The 16,398-nt window shown below is 54.2% G+C and carries 14 protein-coding genes; 6 read left to right on the top strand and 8 right to left on the bottom strand.

Features of this window, described 5'->3' with window-relative positions; genetic code table 11:
• Positions 1 to 9 precede the first annotated feature (9 nt).
• The 4 genes from BN4_RS09645 to BN4_RS09630 form a co-directional block, all read right to left on the bottom strand.
• Positions 10 to 1,446 carry an ATP-binding protein gene (locus BN4_RS09645; RefSeq protein WP_015415202.1) on the bottom strand — a complete coding sequence of 479 codons (1,437 nt, stop codon included), beginning with the start codon at positions 1,444 to 1,446 and terminating at the stop codon, positions 10 to 12.
• 4 nt (positions 1,447 to 1,450) lie between these two features.
• A complete protein-coding gene (locus BN4_RS09640; RefSeq protein ID WP_015415201.1) occupies positions 1,451 to 2,791 on the bottom strand; it encodes a hypothetical protein in 1,341 nt (446 codons plus the stop codon).
• A gap of 133 nt (positions 2,792 to 2,924) precedes the next feature.
• On the bottom strand, positions 2,925 to 4,250 hold the full coding sequence (gene radA / locus BN4_RS09635; RefSeq protein WP_015415200.1) for a DNA repair protein RadA: 1,326 nt from the start codon (positions 4,248 to 4,250) through the stop codon (positions 2,925 to 2,927).
• Between the two features lie 16 nt (positions 4,251 to 4,266).
• Positions 4,267 to 5,625 (bottom strand): aminotransferase-like domain-containing protein, encoded by a 1,359-nt coding sequence (locus BN4_RS09630; protein WP_015415199.1) that lies wholly within the window; start codon positions 5,623 to 5,625, stop codon positions 4,267 to 4,269.
• Positions 5,626 to 5,690: 65 nt separating this feature from the next.
• Here BN4_RS09630 and BN4_RS09625 point away from each other — a divergent pair, with 65 nt between their 5' ends.
• From BN4_RS09625 to BN4_RS09610, 4 genes are all read left to right on the top strand, one after another.
• Positions 5,691 to 6,386: an AzlC family ABC transporter permease gene (locus tag BN4_RS09625; RefSeq protein ID WP_015415198.1), complete on the top strand. Its 696-nt coding sequence runs from the start codon at positions 5,691 to 5,693 to the stop codon at positions 6,384 to 6,386.
• A 1-nt stretch (position 6,387) separates the two neighbouring features.
• Positions 6,388 to 6,705 (top strand): AzlD domain-containing protein, encoded by a 318-nt coding sequence (locus tag BN4_RS09620; RefSeq protein ID WP_041720912.1) that lies wholly within the window; start codon positions 6,388 to 6,390, stop codon positions 6,703 to 6,705.
• 157 nt (positions 6,706 to 6,862) lie between these two features.
• Positions 6,863 to 7,687, top strand: coding sequence for an AraC family transcriptional regulator (locus BN4_RS09615; protein WP_015415196.1), 825 nt, complete (start codon positions 6,863 to 6,865; stop codon positions 7,685 to 7,687).
• Positions 7,688 to 7,696: 9 nt separating this feature from the next.
• Positions 7,697 to 8,302, top strand: a complete 606-nt coding sequence (locus BN4_RS09610) for a LysE family translocator (protein WP_015415195.1) — start codon at positions 7,697 to 7,699, stop codon at positions 8,300 to 8,302.
• A gap of 84 nt (positions 8,303 to 8,386) precedes the next feature.
• Here the strand turns inward: BN4_RS09610 and BN4_RS09605 are convergent, their stop codons facing one another.
• Positions 8,387 to 9,556, bottom strand: coding sequence for a BaiN/RdsA family NAD(P)/FAD-dependent oxidoreductase (locus BN4_RS09605; RefSeq protein ID WP_015415194.1), 1,170 nt, complete (start codon positions 9,554 to 9,556; stop codon positions 8,387 to 8,389).
• A gap of 117 nt (positions 9,557 to 9,673) precedes the next feature.
• Between BN4_RS09605 and BN4_RS09600 the strand changes: the two genes are divergently transcribed.
• Positions 9,674 to 10,261: a DJ-1/PfpI family protein gene (locus BN4_RS09600; RefSeq protein WP_015415193.1), complete on the top strand. Its 588-nt coding sequence runs from the start codon at positions 9,674 to 9,676 to the stop codon at positions 10,259 to 10,261.
• A 347-nt stretch (positions 10,262 to 10,608) separates the two neighbouring features.
• On the top strand, positions 10,609 to 11,376 hold the full coding sequence (locus tag BN4_RS09595) for an exodeoxyribonuclease III (protein WP_015415192.1): 768 nt from the start codon (positions 10,609 to 10,611) through the stop codon (positions 11,374 to 11,376).
• Positions 11,377 to 11,532: 156 nt separating this feature from the next.
• Here the strand turns inward: BN4_RS09595 and BN4_RS09590 are convergent, their stop codons facing one another.
• The 3 genes from BN4_RS09590 to BN4_RS09580 form a co-directional block, all read right to left on the bottom strand.
• Complete coding sequence (locus BN4_RS09590) at positions 11,533 to 12,351, bottom strand: TatD family hydrolase (RefSeq protein ID WP_015415191.1); 819 nt, start codon at positions 12,349 to 12,351, stop codon at positions 11,533 to 11,535.
• 12 nt (positions 12,352 to 12,363) lie between these two features.
• Positions 12,364 to 13,359: a glycosyltransferase family protein gene (locus tag BN4_RS09585; protein WP_015415190.1), complete on the bottom strand. Its 996-nt coding sequence runs from the start codon at positions 13,357 to 13,359 to the stop codon at positions 12,364 to 12,366.
• A 457-nt stretch (positions 13,360 to 13,816) separates the two neighbouring features.
• Positions 13,817 to 16,348, bottom strand: a complete 2,532-nt coding sequence (locus BN4_RS09580; RefSeq protein WP_015415189.1) for an ABC transporter transmembrane domain-containing protein — start codon at positions 16,346 to 16,348, stop codon at positions 13,817 to 13,819.
• Positions 16,349 to 16,398: the final 50 nt, after the last annotated feature.

Here is a 16,398-nt window from a genome sequence, read left to right as displayed (position 1 = left end):
AGGCTCCCCCTACCGTTCCGGGAATATGATGTCCACCCTTGCACCACCGTCTTCGGCATTGGAGAGGAACATCTCCACGCCGTGGGATTCGAGGATGGTGGAGACCAGGGCCAGCCCGAGGCCGGTGCCGGAATCCTTGGTGGTAAAAAACGGGTCACGAACCTTTTCAATGTGTTCCGGGGTAAAACCGGGACCAGTGTCCTGAATGGTTAGGTGCGTGCTGTTGCCTTCTCTGGCCGCGTTAATGAAGATGTGCCCATCCGTGGTGCCGTGGTTTTCCATGGCCTGGAGGGCATTGGCGACTAGATTGTAGAATGCCCGGTAGAGTAAGTCCTTGTCACCCTGGACAGTCAGGTCCCCGGAATATTCACGGTCGATAGTCACGCCGAGTTTTTCGCATTCCTGCTCCATAAAAATGGTGACCTGATCGAGCAGTCTGTCTATCTGAACATCCGACATGGTCGGTTTTTTCGGGCGGGCATAGTCCAGGAATTCGGCCACGGTTCGGCTCAGACGTTTGGCTTCCTCATGCAGAGCCTGGAGGATGCGCGTGTAGGCGCTCCCCTCCTTCTGCGCTTTTTTCAGGACCAGTTCCGAACTGGAGCAGATGATGCCCAAGGGGTTGCGGATTTCGTGTGCCACCCCTGCAACCATGCGTCCCATGCCTGCCAGTTTTTCCTGCTGTTGCAATTCGAAAAGGAGCAGTTCCTTTTCCTTGATCTGGCGGTTGCTCAATCGTTCGACACGGCGCAGGATCGCGACAACCAAAAAGAACAGAACCAGCGAAGTAATGAGAGAAAAGGAAATGATCAATCGCTCGAAATTAAGCATGGCCATGAAGTCTGATGTGATATCCTGCTGAAATTCCAGGATGCCCATGATCGGATTTTCATCGATATTCGTCAGACTTCTTTCCGCCCTCAAGGGGTAATAGGCCCGAAGGATCAAGCTGCCCGGTTTGAGGCTGGCTCGGAACAGGGAAACAAATTTGGAGACCTTGGACAGGATCTCCGAAGAAAAATCTTCATTTTTCCATGTACGGGTCACCATATAGAGAGCCGTTCCCGGGGTTCCGACCTCGTCCTTGTTCAGGGAGTATGTGATGAGTCCGTTAGAGTCGTATATCCGCAGGGATGTGACATGAAAGCTATGGATGGTGGAACGTACAACCTCATCAAGCGCTTTGGCCTGTTGTGGTTTGCGCAGACTGATGCCGCCGTACTGCATGACAGCGGGCATGACAAAACGGGTGAAGACCTGATGGCTGACATTCTCGGCGAGTAACAGGCCGAACTCCTTCTGTTTTTCGAGAAGGGTTTGCTCTGCGTACTTGGAGATGAAAACCGACAGCAGCAAGCTGAAGCCGAGGATGATGGCAAACAGGCTCCAGGAAATAACCTTGACGAATTGGAGTGGCCTGCCGCTGTCGTTATTCTGTTGTACCAATGAGTTAGAACTCCCGTGTATCCCTGTCAGCCGAGAGGAAAGCGTCCATGTCCGCTTTTTCCTCTTCCAATCCGTCCGCGTTCATGCGGGCCTTGGCAAGCCGTTTGCCAAGTTCGACGGCGGGTTGATCCAGAGGGTTGATTCCCATGAGCCAGCCAGTCAGGATGGTGGCCGCGCCAAGGAGCGCGATCAGTTTCCCGGCTTGTTTCGGCCCGTCATCACCCATGCTCAATTCGACCAGAGGCACGCCGTTTTGGGAGAGTGCCATGCGGTTGCCGAGACCTTCCGCCTGGATCAGTTCACCAAAGTTCTTGCCGCGAACATAGTCAAACTGATCGGGCAGGTCGTTTGGAAATCTGGGACCTGCGGGCAAGGTCGGGCAGGTCAGGAACAGGCACGCCTTGTTGCGGATGCCGTCCATGAACATCTGGTTGACGGAATGTTGATCCGTGACGCCGATGGCCGGAACCGGCTGGCTGCCTTTGCCTTCCTTGCCCAAAGACTCGGCCCAGAGCTGGGCGAACCAGTCTCCGAAACTGGCCCACAAGGGGATATAGGCGAAAAAGATCATCTCATCAAATCCCTTGTCCAGCAGGGAGGCGGCCCAGGTCGCGAGTTGGAAAGAGGGATGTCGGGACAATGTCTGCCCTGTGAGGGTCGGGTCAATGAGCGGGGCGACGACATCGCGCGCGCCGTCGATGAGTGAATCGATATCAATACCGAGAAAAAGTGCCGGGATGAGGCCCACCGCTGAAAGAACGGAATAACGTCCGCCGAGGTTGTCTGGCACAGGCAGAGTCTTGATGGTGTTTCGGTCTGCTTCGGTTCGCAGAAATCCTTCTTCTTCATCAGTGATCAGGAGCATATGACGGTTCCACTCGTCACCCAGCTTCTTCTGTGCCCATTCCTTGAAGATGAAGTACTGTCCAACTGTCTCGATGGTTCCGCCCGATTTGGAAATAGTGACGATGACTGTTTTCTCGGCAGGCAGGGTCGCAAGGTAGGATTCCAGGGCATAGGCATCCACATTGTCGGCAATCCACAGGCTTGGTCCGTTGTGCCCCGGTTGGTCTTGCTGGGGAAAAAAAGCCTTTTGCAGAGCTCGGGCACCAAGAGCCGACCCTCCGATGCCGAGCAGGAGCATATGGTCAAAGCCCTTGAGGTAATCCTTGAGGTTGCTCAATTGCTGTTTCAATCCAGCCATGTAAGACATGGTCAGGAAGGGAAGTTCTCCCGATCCGGTCTGCTCAACCAGGCGGGCTGCCATTTCTCCAGCCCTGGCTTCGTGGGTCGCTCCGTCAAGTGTGTCCAGATTTGCGCTTGTCCAATCAAGTATGTCCGCCATGATGACCTCCATTCGGTGCTGTCTCATTTGGGGTGATTCCATGCCCTGTTTCGGTTCCTGATTCAGGCATGGCGATGGCAACAATATCATTTTTTGTAGAAAATGAAAGTGCAGTCCCCACAGTTCCGGGAAACTAGTTCCGCTTGCCGAACAGGAATCGTTGCAGATCTGCCAGAGTGGGGCAGGTGCCGGAGTGACAGGCCGGGTCATGTCCCAGGCGTTTTGACTGTTTCAAACGGATATCATGGGCGGCAACGGGCCGAATCTGTCCATTGAGGTCTATCTCACCCCAGTAGACCGAGGATTCCGGTAAAGGCTGGTCGTAAAAGGATGACAGAACGGCCGAGATAACGGCCAGGTCCAATCCTGGGTCACGAGTGGCCAAGCCTCCTGTGATCTTTGCGTAGATGTCATGACCACTCAGATTCAGGCGCAGTCGTTTTTCCAATACGGCCAACAGCAGATTGAGGCGGTTGGTGTCAAAACCGAGTGCGGTGCGGCGCGGGATGGAGAGAAATGATTTGCTGACCAGGGCCTGCACTTCCACGGCAAAGGGGCGCTGTCCATCCACGGCCATGGCCATGGCCGTCCCCGATAGGCTGGGGTCGCGGGTGCCGAGAAAAAAGGTCGCCGGGTCTTCCACCACTTCCAGCCCTTTTTCTTTCATGGTGAAAACCACGAGTTCGTCACTGGGGCCAAATCGGTTTTTGAGGACTCGCAGGATGCGGGAAAAATGTTTTCTGTCTCCCTCGATGTACAGTACGGTGTCCACCATGTGTTCCAGCAGTTTGGGGCCGGCGATCTGGCCGTCCTTGGTCACATGGCCCACCAGGATCAATGTGGTGCCGGTCTTTTTTGTCTTTTCAACCAGTTCGGCCGAGACAGCTCTGACCTGGCTGACTGAGCCGGGGATGCCTTCGGCCATGGGCGATACCAGGGTTTGGACCGAGTCCACTATGAGTAACTCAGGCGGCTCCGGTTCGCTGAGTATGGCCAATGCATCTTCGACCTTGTTCGTTGACAAGGCCATGAGTCCCGGCCCGAGAAGGTCCAGGCGCTCGGCGCGAGCCTTGAGTTGGGGGAGAGATTCCTCGCCCGAGAGATACACGGCCGTGTGCCCCAGTCGGGCCTGGCTTCCCGCCAATTGCAGAAGCAGAGTGGATTTTCCTATTCCGGGTTCTCCGCCGAGCAGAATGGCAGCACCAGGGACCAATCCGGTGCCAAGCAGGTCGTCCAGGGACGGCATCCCCGATGTCCGGGAATTAAGATTCTCGGTCGTCAGATCTTCTAAGGGACGTGGTCTATCCTGCGAAGCTGCGGCTCCCACTGGTGTGGAGGTTCTTTTGGAGACCGTGACCGGTTCCAGGGTGTTCCATTCTTTGCAAGAGGAACATTGTCCTTTCCAGCGAGGCGATTGCGCTCCACAGGCAGAACAGCGGAAAGCTTCTTTGGTTTTCATGGTCCAGTCCGATGTGTTATTTTGATTGGAGTATGGTGCGGATTGTTTCAAGACCGCGTTTCAGGTCGTCCAGAGTGGGGGCTCCGCTCAGGCCCAGCCGAACGGCATGGGGCAAAGGGCGGCGTCCTACAACAAAAATATCGTCAGGTGAGACCATGACGTCGTTTTCTTCCGCGACGCGGGCAAAGTCTCCGGCAGTCCACGGCTCCGGCAGCTTGAGCCACCCGTAGAATCCGTTTTGCTGTATGGCTATATCCTGTTCGGGGAGCATCGTTGCCGTCAGGATTGTACGGCGGGCAGCTTCGTTTCTTTTGGCCTCAAGGGTCCGGTCGGCAGTTCCGTCCTCTATCCAGCGACGGGCTATGGCGGCCATAAGCGGAGGGGTCATCCAGAGCATATCGGAAATGGCGCGTTTGACCGCACACACATGCTGCGACGGAGACACAAGGTACGCCACCCTGAGCCCCCCGGCAACAGGTTTGGACAGGGATGCCACAAAAAAGGTGCGTTCCGGGGCGCGAGAGGCAAAGGGCACACCGAAATCTCCGGCGACCAGTCCATAGGCATCGTCTTCCATGATGAACAAGTCGTGTCGGCGAGTGAGGGCGGCAATCTCCTGGCGGCGGAAATCCGGCATGCGTACTGTGGTCGGATTTTGGCAGGAAGGCATGACGTACACTCCACGCACACCGTATGTTCGACAGACCTCCTCCAGGGAATCAGGTATCATGCCGGAGCTGTCCTGCTCAACCGGAACCAGCTTGAGATGGAACCGTCGGGCCAGGGTCTTGAGGAGCGGATAGGTGATGGATTCCACGGCAATGGCATCGCCGGGCCTGAAAAGAGCACTTAGGATGACGGCCAGGGCGTTTTGCCCGCCCGCGGTCAGGGTGATGGTTTCGGTGTCAGCCTTGAGATTATATCTCGTCAGCCAATGTGCTCCGGCGGCCCTGTCCGCCTGTCGTCCGGCCGACGGACTGTATTCGAGCAGATGGTGTGCGTCCGGGGAAAGGGCCATCTCGCGGAGGACACTGCCGATGTCCGGATTGAGTGCTTCGAAAGGGAGGGTCAGTTTCATGTCCACCACTTCAGGGCGGTGATGTTCCTTGTGGCAGACGAATTGGTGATGGGGTTCGCCACCGACATAAGTGCCACGTCCAGTCTCTCCACGCAGGAGTCCCCGGCGGGCCGCTTCAGCGTATCCTCGCGTCACGGTCCCTACGGTCACGCCGAGCGTGTCCGCCAGTTCCCTGTGGGTGGGGAGCTTGGTGCCGGGATTCAGTCGGCCGTGTTTCACATCGTCTTCAAGGGCATTTGCGATGGCGAGATAACGCGGCCCGGAAGTGCTTTGGATATTCGGTTGCCAAATTGTCATGGTGACAATTAATACATTGACGATGGGATTGTGTCAAAGTAGCTCGGACGGACAAGGAGATTTTCATGTCAGAGAGATTGTCCTCATTTTGGGCTGGAAGCCGCGATACCTGCCCCTTAATGATCGGTATCCTACCTTTCGGGTTGATTTGCGGTGCGGTTTGTTCCTCGGTCGGTATCCCGGAGTGGGGTGGTGGAGTCATGTCGATCTTCATTTTCGCCGGGGCATCGCAACTGGTCGCGACCCAGCTCATGAGCGAACATGCGTCGAGCATTGTCATCATTTTTACAGGATTGGTGATTAATGCCCGCTTTGTCATGTATTCGGCTTCTATTGCCGAGCATTTCAGGGGCGTGCATCCACTTAAGAAAATGGGACTTGCCTATGTGCTTACGGATCAGGCGTACGCTATGTCGATCAATCGGTTTAAGGGACCGGAAGCTGATCACACTCACAAAGTTGCCTATTTTCTCGGCGCCGCCCTGCTCATGGGAATCGCGTTTATCTCCACATCTTTTCTCGGCTCGTATATCGGTGCACTCATTCCGCCTGAGTGGGAGCTTGATTTTGCTGTTCCGTTGACCTTTACGGCCCTGATTATCCCGGCCGTACAGGATCGGCCCACCCTGCTTGCGGCTGTGGTGGCCGGTGGATTGTCCGCCGTGACGGATTCCCTGCCCTATAATCTTGGACTGCTCACCGCTGCCTTGTGTGGCATCATAGCCGGAACCCTGGCAGAAAGGAGACAAACCCGTGGTTGATATGCATCAGTATTGGATTGTGGTCCTTGGCATCGGACTTGGGACATTTCTCATCCGGTTTTCCTTCATCCTGATTATCGACAAGATCACGCTGCCTGAAACCGTGCAGCGCATGCTTCGCTTCATTCCGGCCTCGGTCATGCCTGCCTTGGTTGTCCCTGCCGTGCTGCTGCATAAGAACGGCGTGGCGACCTTTGCCGGGTGGGACAGGATTCTCGCGGCTCTCATAGCTGTTCTGGTGGCGTGGAAAACCCGGAGTATCCTGGCGACAATTGGGAGTGGCATGGTCAGCCTGTGGATATTGAAGACGATGATATAACGTCTAAGCCGTTTATGCGCGGCCCTTTTCCTGCTGCTGATTCACCCTTCTTTAGCCATGAAGCCAGATGCAAGATGAGCAATTTTGTACAAGTTTTTTTTGAATCAAGGCTGTAGAGAGTGGATGAAACAGGGAAAAGTTCCGGGAAATGACCGTAATGCACGAAAACTCCTTCATATTCAGACACAGTAGCCACCTTGCAGGGGTGACCGCTTTGAATGCTGTGATGAGTGATTTTTCCTATGAAAAACACGCTCATCAGGAGTTGGCGATCGGGGTGACTTTATCTGGGAGGCAGGACTTTTTTTGCAGGGGGTGCTGGTTTCAAAGTCCGCCGGGAACGATTCTGCTGTTTAATCCCGAGGATGCTCATGATGGGAATCCCGGGAACCATGACGCGCTCAAGTATACGATGCTCTATCTTCATCAAGATGAAATAGTTCCGCTTTTCCACGCAATAGGCAAAGAGGAAAACGCTTCCCTTCGCCTCCCGGAGACCCTTTTCCGGGACCGAATACTCCGGTCTCATATTCTGTCCCTCTCTCATTTGATCTCCCTGCAATCCGGGGCTCGGATGGAGCAGGAGTCACTTTTGTATGAAATAGTAAAACGACTGACACAGAGGCTCGGGCATTATCAGCCGGACCAGTGGTCGGAGAGGAAGGATACGCTTCTCCTCAGGGTGAAGGAGTATATTCTGGAGAATCTGGAGCAGGATCTTTCCATTGATGAGCTGTGCGGTGTGGCCACTATGTCCAAGTATCATTTTATCCGCCTGTTTCGCCGTCAATTCGGGATTACACCTCATCAATACGTGCTTAGTGCCCGTATTAACCGGGCAAGACGCGCTCTCGAGGACGGTGGTGCGCCGAGTACCGTGGCGCATATGTCCGGGTTTACCGATGTCAGCCATCTTAATCGACGTTTCAAGCGGATTCATGGAATCACGCCGCGTCAATATCAAATCCAATTCCGGGGATAACGGGGAACTATGCTGAACATACTCATCTTTTCCATCGGTATCATGTATACGCCGGGGCCGGTCAATATTTTGAGTTTTAACAATGGGTTGCAAAAGAATATGGCGACCCAGTTCATGTTTTCCATGGGCGTCGGGTGCGCTTTGCTGTTTTATCTGTTGTTGGTGGGATATGCGGGGAGTAGTGTCATTGACGAGTCCATGCTGCCGTATATCGGCCTTCTCGGCGGGGCTTTCATTCTCTTCCTTGCGGGTAAAGTCATCTTGTCGGAAGTGAATATGCACGGGGCCGAAAAGTGCTCACTCAATCTGACTTTCAAAGATGGACTGCTGATGCAGTTATTGAACCCGAAGTCTTTTCTCGTGGTTCTGCCCGTTGCAACTGTCCAGTTTCCAGCTGCCGGAATCGAGGGCGTGGATATTGCCGTTTGGTCGTTGTTGCTTGCTCTGTTCGGCTTTGGTGCCCCGACGCTCTACGCGATGGTGGGGGCGATGGTCGGCCACCGCCTCAACCGAAGTGGGTATTTCAAATGTTTCAACATGCTGATGGGGCTTATGCTCATTTTTGTCGCATGTGACATCGTGTACCATCAAACCTATCTGCCTTTGATCAAATAATCGGCGGATTGGCTTGTTCCCGTTCTTTGCCGGAATGGCGGAAACCGCTCCCCCTCTTTTTATCAAGTACGACAGTACGGGCCTTTACAGGCTTTCCGCACAGGCACTGCCTGAAGAAAACGCCCATTGCAGATTGTAGCCTCCGAGGTGCCCGGTCACATCAAGAGCCTCACCAATGACATGCAGGCCGGGGATATCCTTTGCTTCAAAGGTTTTGGATGAAAAGCAATCCGTATCAATGCCGCCCACAGTCACTTCGGCTTTGCCGTATCCCTCGGTGGAAGCGGGAGTGATTCGAAATCGGTGAATCCGGTTTTCGGCCATTGCAATCTGCTGTTTGCTCAATTGGCTGACTGACGTTTCGGCGAGGTCACCTGATACGAGGTATGGAACAAGGCGTTTGGGGAGTTCCCGTGCCAGAAGATTGCGGAATCGACTGTTGTTGGTTCTGTGCGTTTCCACAAGGTCGGCCACTGATTTCTGGGGAAGAAAATCAATGAGAAGCGATTGTCCTTCACTCCAGTAGGAAGAAATTTGAAGGACGGCAGGGCCGGATATCCCTTTGTGGGTGAAAAGCAGTGGGTCTGAAAAAGACATGTCGCCGGTCGTCATGGTAACGGGCAGGGCATTGCCAGCCAGCTCTTCACACATGGTGCGTTGAGCTCGGGAGAAGACAAGGGGCACCAGTGCTGGTCTGGGACGAATGATCGGCAGGTTGAATTGGTGTGCTAGCCGGAAGCCGAGGTCCGAAGCTCCGACCTGCGGCCAGGATGGGCCTCCCAGAGCGATGACGATTTTTTTCGCTTCCAGTGTCTCTTCAGGGGTTTCCACGATGAAGGGGGAACATGCTGCCACGGATTCGATCGTGCGGCCAAGGAGCATCTGCACACCGAGCTTCTTGCATTGGTCAACAAGAATCCCGGCGAGTCGGCCTGCGCCTTCCAGGGTGAAAAGCTGACCATGCTCCCGTTCTTCGTAAGAAATGCCGTGCTCGGCGAAAAAAGAGATGACATCCCACTGGGAGTGTCTGGCCAGTGCCGATTTTACAAAATGGGGGTTGCTACAGATATAATTGTGCGGTTCCACGGTCATGTTCGTGAAGTTGCACTTGCCGCCTCCTGCCACCCGAACCTTGCGCGCGGGTTTGTCGCTGTGGTCGAGTATGGCCACAGAATGGCCGTGTCGCGCTGCATGCATGGCGCAATACAGGCCGGAAGCTCCTCCGCCGAGAATGAGTACATCAAATCGTGTCATGAGCCGGTCTTACGGCAGAGCAGGGCAGAAGGGCAACAGGGAATTCACCTGAATGGTGTTGACAATTTTGAGGGACAAGACCACATTCAACGCTCAAACTCACACATGGAGGATTGTATGGCAGTCAAGAAAATCTTAATGTTGGTCGGTGATTTCGTTGAAGATTATGAGGCAATGGTGCCGTTTCAGATGCTACTGATGGTCGGGCACAAGGTGCATACCGTCTGTCCGGGAAAAAAAGCGGGCGAGAGCGTCTCGACAGCGGTTCATGATTTTGAAGGGCATCAGACCTACTCCGAAAAACCGGGCCATAATTTTGGCATCACGACCACTTTTGAAGAGATCAAGGCCGAAGACTATGACGCTCTGGTCGTTCCTGGTGGGCGTTCCCCGGAATACCTGCGTCTGAATCCGGCTGTCATCGAGTGCGTCCGTCATTTTGCAAAGGAAAACAAGCCTATTGCAGCTGTCTGCCATGGTCAGCAACTCCTGGCTGCGGCCGATGTCATTAAAGGTAAAACCTGCACCGGGTATCCCGCTGTCCAGCCTGAAGTAGAGGCTGCCGGTGCCACGTGGTGCGAAGTCAATGAAACGGCATCCAATGCCTGCACTGACGGCAATATCGTGACTGCTCCGGCATGGCCCGCCCACCCTGCCTGGATACGCGAATTCCTGAAGGTTCTCGGGTCCACGATCGAGCCATAGCCCTGGCAGGCCGTGTTGCACTGAGGCAAAAGCGGCGCGGGCAGAGAGCGTAAAACATGAATGGGACGCCCCGTCCTGGGCTGCTTCCCAGTCGCGGACAGGGCGTCTTTGTCTGATGTCTTTTCTTCCGTGAAACTTTCTGCTACATCTCTCGGACCAATCGAGATTTAATGGAGGTTGCGATCATGATGGGGTATTTTTGGTTTTTTCTAGGTCTGTCGCTGACGATATCCGCTCTGGTGATGGTCAAAGTCAGCTCCCCGAACGAGGACTAGCTTTCCGCCGGTCACACGGCACGTTCAAGGGAACCGGAGATATGCCGGTTCCCTTTTTTCATGGAGATGCAGATGATTATTTATTCGTGGAATGTCAATGGCTACCGCGCCGTGATCAAAAAGGATTTTCGGGATTGGCTCGACTCCTGCGGCGGGGATGTGGTCATGCTGCAAGAGACCAAGGCACATCCTGACCAGATAGACGAGGAAGAGCGCGCCCCGGATTCCTATTCCAATAACTATTGGAACTGGTCCAAGAAGAAAAAAGGTTACTCCGGCGTGGCCTGCTTCACCAATCCGGAACCTCTTGAGGTGCTCACGGGATTGCCGGATGACCGATTCAATGGCGAAGGCCGGGTGTTGCATCTCGAATACCCGGATTTCCATCTCTTCAATATCTATTTCCCCAATGGACAGATGTCCGAAGAACGACTTGCATTCAAAATGGGCTTCTACGAGTGTTTTCTGGAACATGCCGAAACATTACGGAAGGACAAGCCCATTGTGGTCGGCGGCGATTTCAATACTGCACATACCGAGATTGATCTCAAGAATCCCAAGTCCAATGCTGAGCGCTCCGGTTTCCTGCCCGAGGAGCGTGCATGGGTCGATAAATTCATCGCCCATGGGTATGTGGACACCTTCCGTTTGTTCGAGGATGGCCCGCATCATTATTCCTGGTGGTCCTATCGATTCAATGCCAGGAAAAACAACGCGGGATGGCGCATTGATTATTTCTTTGTCTCGGAAGAGTTGAAGGACAAGGTTGTCAGAGCCTGGATCGAGCCGGAAGTCATGGGGTCGGATCACTGTCCCATCGGCGTGGAAATCGATTTTTGATTGCAGTTGCAGTGGAAAAAAATGAAAAGATCGGTGCGGTTTTCCGCTCCGATCTTTTTTTTGAGGGTATCAGATATTTGAGGTGGTGATCGCTTTTTCGCTAAATCCGGGAAATTGCGATTCATCCGGGGCGCGATTTTATCTCGTGCGGGGTACCTACAATCCGAAGAAACGGCGGGCATTATCTCCTGCGATTTGCCAGATATCATCCACGGAACGCCCTTTTATTTCAGCTATCCGCTTGGCCGTGAAACTGACCAGGGCGGGGTGGTTGCGTTTGCCACGCCAGGGTTCAGGAGCAAGGAATGGGCAATCCGTCTCGATCAGAAGTCTGTCAAAAGGAATTCTGGCAACCGCGGCCTGGAGGTCATCAGTCTTGCGGAAAGTTATCGGGCCTGGGATTGAAATATGCCATCCGTTGTCCACGAGTGGCTGAGCCAGTTCCAACCCTGCGCCAAAGCAGTGCCAGAGAACCGGGTAGCCTCTGAACCCATTTTCTTCCAGAATTGCCACGCAGTCGTCGTTGGCGTCGCGGGAATGGATGATTACGGGCAGGTCCAGTTCACGGGCCAGATCGAGTTGCTTGACGAACGCCTCTTTTTGGACTTCGGCCGAGACCCGGTCCCAGTAGTAGTCAAGCCCGATTTCTCCGACGCCCTTGAGACGGGAGGAGCCTTTGAAATGCGTTCTCATGCGCTCCAGGGCGTCATCTGTCAGAGTGTCGGCTTCATTGGGATGCACACCAAGAATGAAGGAGACCTCGGGGTGGGCGTCGAACAGCGCATGATTTTTTTCATAGGCGTCGGGGCCGAGAAAAACATTCAGTATTTCAGATATCCCGGTGGCCTTTGCTCTGGCGAGGATGGTTTCCCGGTCATCATCGAAATCAACCAGATCAAGATGGGCGTGGGAGTCCACTCCCACGGGTGCCAGTTCGAGGGACTCCGGTTCAGGACGTAATTTCTTTTTTCCCATAACTCACTTGACTCACAATGCATCCCAGAGGGCGAGGACCGATTCCTTTTGCGCTTCGGTGGAATATGCGTTGGCCGTGTCTTGCCCTGCCTTGAGCGTGGCGTCAAGGTACGGGCCTCCTTCGCGCAGCAGGGTTGTCGCTTCGGAAAGGCAGAGGGCGGCATCCAGGACATCTCCGTCCGCACACCAGAATCCGTTGCCGTTCCACTCCACGTCACGCAGGGGCCACCATGGGCTGAAGCGGGGAATCTCCTGTGCCTGACGCATGTAGTCCCATCCGCCGAAGCCGGTGAATCCCACCGGCAGGCAACCGCACGCCATGGCTTCCAAGGGTGGGAGAGGACATCCTTCAGGGAAACCGGACATGAAAAAAAGGTGAGATGATCGTAAGGCGTCGGCCACACCGTGGGCATTCATGCCAGTGATGGGTCGCCAATGAATCTGGCTCTCCATCTCGTTGCCACACATATGCTTGAAGATGGATTTGACCTGCTCCACGGTCCCTTTGTTCTTGCGCGGCATGTATGCCACGGTTAGAGGACCGCTCTCTCTGCTTTCCGGCGGAAAGAAGATGGACCGGTCGATACCGGGACGTACAATCGGGGCGTCCTTGCATGTGGCGGTTTTGATGAAATAGGAAACCGGATCTGATACGGCCAGAAATTCGACCGGGAGCGTGTGCCAGCTCGTTCCTTCGGGCAGGGAACTGAAAAGATACGCCCAGTTCTGAACGTAGCTGATGCAGGTGGACCGGGCTTCAAGGCCGGGCGCAAGAGCGTTGACCCATCCCTCGGGCACCAGCCAGATGTCATCTCGGGTCAGGTGCATGTCGGCCCATTCCAATACCGGAGCTGTATCAGCCAACCCTTCCGGCCGCCAGCCGGAAGACCCCCGTGTCACAAGAAATGCTTCATGCCCTGCCTGATGCAGGATGTCCGCCATTTGTCGTAAAACGGTCACGCCGCCTGTGGGCTTTTTGACCGGAGGAAGAAAGATGTATGTCTTCATATAGAATCAAGAGCATACTCGCCGAATTTTGGCAAGAAAAGGAGCCGTTGGGGTGCGGGGTGGGAGGGAGTTGGGGATTCCCACCCCGCAGGCTACGGAAAGGAGTTCGTATCCGTTTGGATGAATCTACGCGGTCTTGTGAGGATTTGGGTTGCATCCGGGTGACAATTCTGTTGCGATCGGAGGGCAATAAAAAACCACGCATTGAGTGCGTGGAGTGGGTCGACTGGTCTTCGGCCCCGGAGAACAACTCCGAGGCCGAAGCCCTATGAGAGAGAGAGTCCCGATTTGGGTAAGGCAGGCCTACATGCAAAAAAAAAGTGTGTAAAGCGGAAATTCGACGAAATATTTTATATTTTTGTGAAGATTATTTGGATCAAGTACGAAAAAACATTGTATCCAGCCAAATAAAGCCTTGTGAAGTCCTTTTTGGGGAAGGCAACAAAAACGTCGTTTTTTAGTGATTCCCCGTCAGCAGGGTGTGCAATGCGCCCCGTTTTTCGACCAATTCATCATAGGGACCCTGCTCGACAATCCGGCCATCTTTGAGCACGACGATCTTGTCGTAATAGGGGAGCATGTCGAGGCGGTGTATCACGGCCAGAACAGTGGACTTCCCTTTCATGTTGTTGGTGATGATGTTCTGGACGCGGGTTTGGGACTTGTTGTCCAGCGCGGCTGTGGCTTCATCAAGAATCAGGATGGGGGGATTCTTGAGGAATGTTCGGGCCAGGGCGATCTTTTGGCGTTGGCCGCCGGAAAGTCTGTCGCCCATGGAGCCGACTTCGAATTCAAGGCCGATTTCAAGCACGGTCTCCAGGGATTCCTGCATGATCAGGGCCTGATTGATGCGGTGATAGATTTCTTCTTCAATGTCGGGAACATCATCACCGGAACGTACACGACCAAAGAGAATATTATCCTTGATATTCAGGCTCTCAATGTATTTATCCGCTTCAAAGAAACGGAATATGCCGGGAGTGTCCTCTTCCACCCTGGCGATGAAATCCTTGCGTGAATTGACGACTCGGTTGGCGAATCCTCGGTCCAGGCTGACCTGGCGATGGATGCCGGGGGTAAAGCCGAGTGCCAGCTTCAGGATAAGTCCGTTTTCCTCTTCGCTGAGCGGTTCTCCTGAGTCGAGTCGGTTGGCCAGTTTCTGGTATTCGCCATATTCGGTGATCGGAATCGGGCAGTCGGTAAAGGCCTCCATTTCCGGTTCCGGCCCAAGTTCGTCGGTCACCAGGCGGGCCAAGGTTTCGCCAAGGACGATGAGGTGGGCCATAAGGCCATGGTACTCAAGAAATTCGATAAATTTGGGACGCAGGTGGAGATGCTCCTGGTCATAGTCTTCAGCTACGGCCGCACCGAAGGCGATATTCTCCGCCACGGAGAGATAGTGGCAGTAGCTATCCATATCAAAAAATTCAATGTAGTCGGCTATATCGGCAAACATGCCATCTTTGCCTTCCTGGAATTCTTTACGGGCCTGAAGGATCTTCTGACGCAGGCCGAGGTGTGTGCCGCTGTCCAATTTGGTCCGAAGGGCAAAAGCCAGAATATCCGTGAACAGGCCGACCTGCTGGATAAGCTTGACCAGCATGTCCAGACTCGGTTCTTCCCCGGATTCCGTGCAGGAGCCGCCTTGAAGGGCCAGGGCCTCGCAGGAATACAGGAGATTTGCCTTGACCGTGCCGTCGAAAATGAACGGGTGTTGTGCCACCATACCGAGGTTAAAGGACATGTCCGGCTTCGCCAGTTCGCTGACTTCCTTGCCGCCAATCAGGATGGAACCGCCGGTATATCGGTAGAGTTGGGCGATACAGAGTGCCAGTGTGGATTTCCCTGAACCGGAAAATCCTACCAGGGCGATGTGCTCGCCGCCTTTGACTTTGAGGGAGACCCGGTCAAGGAGTTTGATGTTGTTGCCCACAACAAAGGTCAATTCCCTGACTTCCACGTCGTTTGTCAGGGTGTAGGGGGCGCGCCCTTCCACGGTCTGGGCAAACTCCGGGGCATGGTCAAAGGAGCGCATGATCTGCTTGTAGCGGACAGAGCTGTCCTGATACACCTGCCAGAATTCCATCAGTTCTTTCCATGGATCGTAGAGTTTCTGGAAAGCAGACATGAAGGCCACGATAGAGCCGACATCCAGATGACCGTTGATGGCGTAGTAACCGCCGACGAGGAAGAGGACGAATGGTCCGAGGCTCATGAAAAAATTGTTGACGAACTTGATGGCGAACTTGATGCCGTTCTGCATCACCGTCGCTTTGTACATTTCGTTAAGAATCTTGGAAAAACGGGCCTTCTCAAGGGGGATCGAAGCATTGGCATGGACTTCATGCACGCCGGAGACGGCCTCGCCAACCAGCCCCGAGAGCCTTTGGGTATGTTTGATGCGGCGGCGGCTGGCTCGTCGGAAATATTTCTGGATACGGGGCAGGACCAGAATTTCGACCGGGTAGATAAGAATGGCGATAAGGCCGATGGTCAGATTGAGATGCAGCATATAGGCGGCCATGGCCAGGAAGGTCAGGATGTTGACTGTGGGCATGGCAACGGCCTGGCCAATGAAGGTCGCGACCGGGATGAACTCGGTGATGATATATGAAATGACATTGCCCGGCGAGGTGCGTCGATAGAATTGGACCGGCAGGGAAAGCAGATGTTCATAAAGGCGGTTGCGAATAACCAGCAGGGCCCGTTCGCCGATGGAAACCTGCATCAGGTTGATCACGAATTTGAGCACCCCAGCCAGAGTGACTGCGCCGATGTAAATGGCACAGTAGCGCCACAAGGCGGGCAGGTCTCTCAAGCCGATGGCTTCGTTGATGATTCTTTTTTCCATCTCGGGAGCGAGAACCCGGAGGGCCACGGTGATCAGGATGATGCCGACAACCGTCAGTTGTAGGTGAATATTCTTATAGAGAACCCATGAATAGAGGGATGTTTTGGTTATGCGTTTTGTTTCGTTGATATGCGGCATCAAGGCTTTCCTGGCTTTCAGTGGGGTTATGTCTCATAATACTTAGACGG

Source organism: Pseudodesulfovibrio piezophilus C1TLV30, from assembly GCF_000341895.1.
In the GTDB taxonomy this organism is placed as follows: Bacteria; Desulfobacterota; Desulfovibrionia; order Desulfovibrionales; family Desulfovibrionaceae; genus Pseudodesulfovibrio; species Pseudodesulfovibrio piezophilus.
This window is presented reverse-complemented; position numbering and strand designations above follow the sequence as displayed.

Excerpts from the sequence above, each read along its gene's own strand:
- BN4_RS09595 (WP_015415192.1), top strand. The coding sequence starts at position 10,609 with ATGATTATTTATTCGTGGAATGTCAATGGCTACCGCGCCGTGATCAAA.
- BN4_RS09585 (WP_015415190.1), bottom strand. The coding sequence starts at position 13,359 with ATGAAGACATACATCTTTCTTCCTCCGGTCAAAAAGCCCACAGGCGGC.
- BN4_RS09625 (WP_015415198.1), top strand. The coding sequence starts at position 5,691 with ATGTCAGAGAGATTGTCCTCATTTTGGGCTGGAAGCCGCGATACCTGC.
- BN4_RS09615 (WP_015415196.1), top strand. The coding sequence starts at position 6,863 with ATGCACGAAAACTCCTTCATATTCAGACACAGTAGCCACCTTGCAGGG.
- BN4_RS09610 (WP_015415195.1), top strand. The coding sequence starts at position 7,697 with ATGCTGAACATACTCATCTTTTCCATCGGTATCATGTATACGCCGGGG.
- BN4_RS09605 (WP_015415194.1), bottom strand. The coding sequence starts at position 9,556 with ATGACACGATTTGATGTACTCATTCTCGGCGGAGGAGCTTCCGGCCTG.
- BN4_RS09600 (WP_015415193.1), top strand. The coding sequence starts at position 9,674 with ATGGCAGTCAAGAAAATCTTAATGTTGGTCGGTGATTTCGTTGAAGAT.
- BN4_RS09620 (WP_041720912.1), top strand. The coding sequence starts at position 6,388 with ATGCATCAGTATTGGATTGTGGTCCTTGGCATCGGACTTGGGACATTT.
- BN4_RS09580 (WP_015415189.1), bottom strand. The coding sequence starts at position 16,348 with ATGCCGCATATCAACGAAACAAAACGCATAACCAAAACATCCCTCTAT.
- BN4_RS09640 (WP_015415201.1), bottom strand. The coding sequence starts at position 2,791 with ATGGCGGACATACTTGATTGGACAAGCGCAAATCTGGACACACTTGAC.
- BN4_RS09630 (WP_015415199.1), bottom strand. The coding sequence starts at position 5,625 with ATGACAATTTGGCAACCGAATATCCAAAGCACTTCCGGGCCGCGTTAT.
- BN4_RS09590 (WP_015415191.1), bottom strand. The coding sequence starts at position 12,351 with ATGGGAAAAAAGAAATTACGTCCTGAACCGGAGTCCCTCGAACTGGCA.
- radA (WP_015415200.1), bottom strand. The coding sequence starts at position 4,250 with ATGAAAACCAAAGAAGCTTTCCGCTGTTCTGCCTGTGGAGCGCAATCG.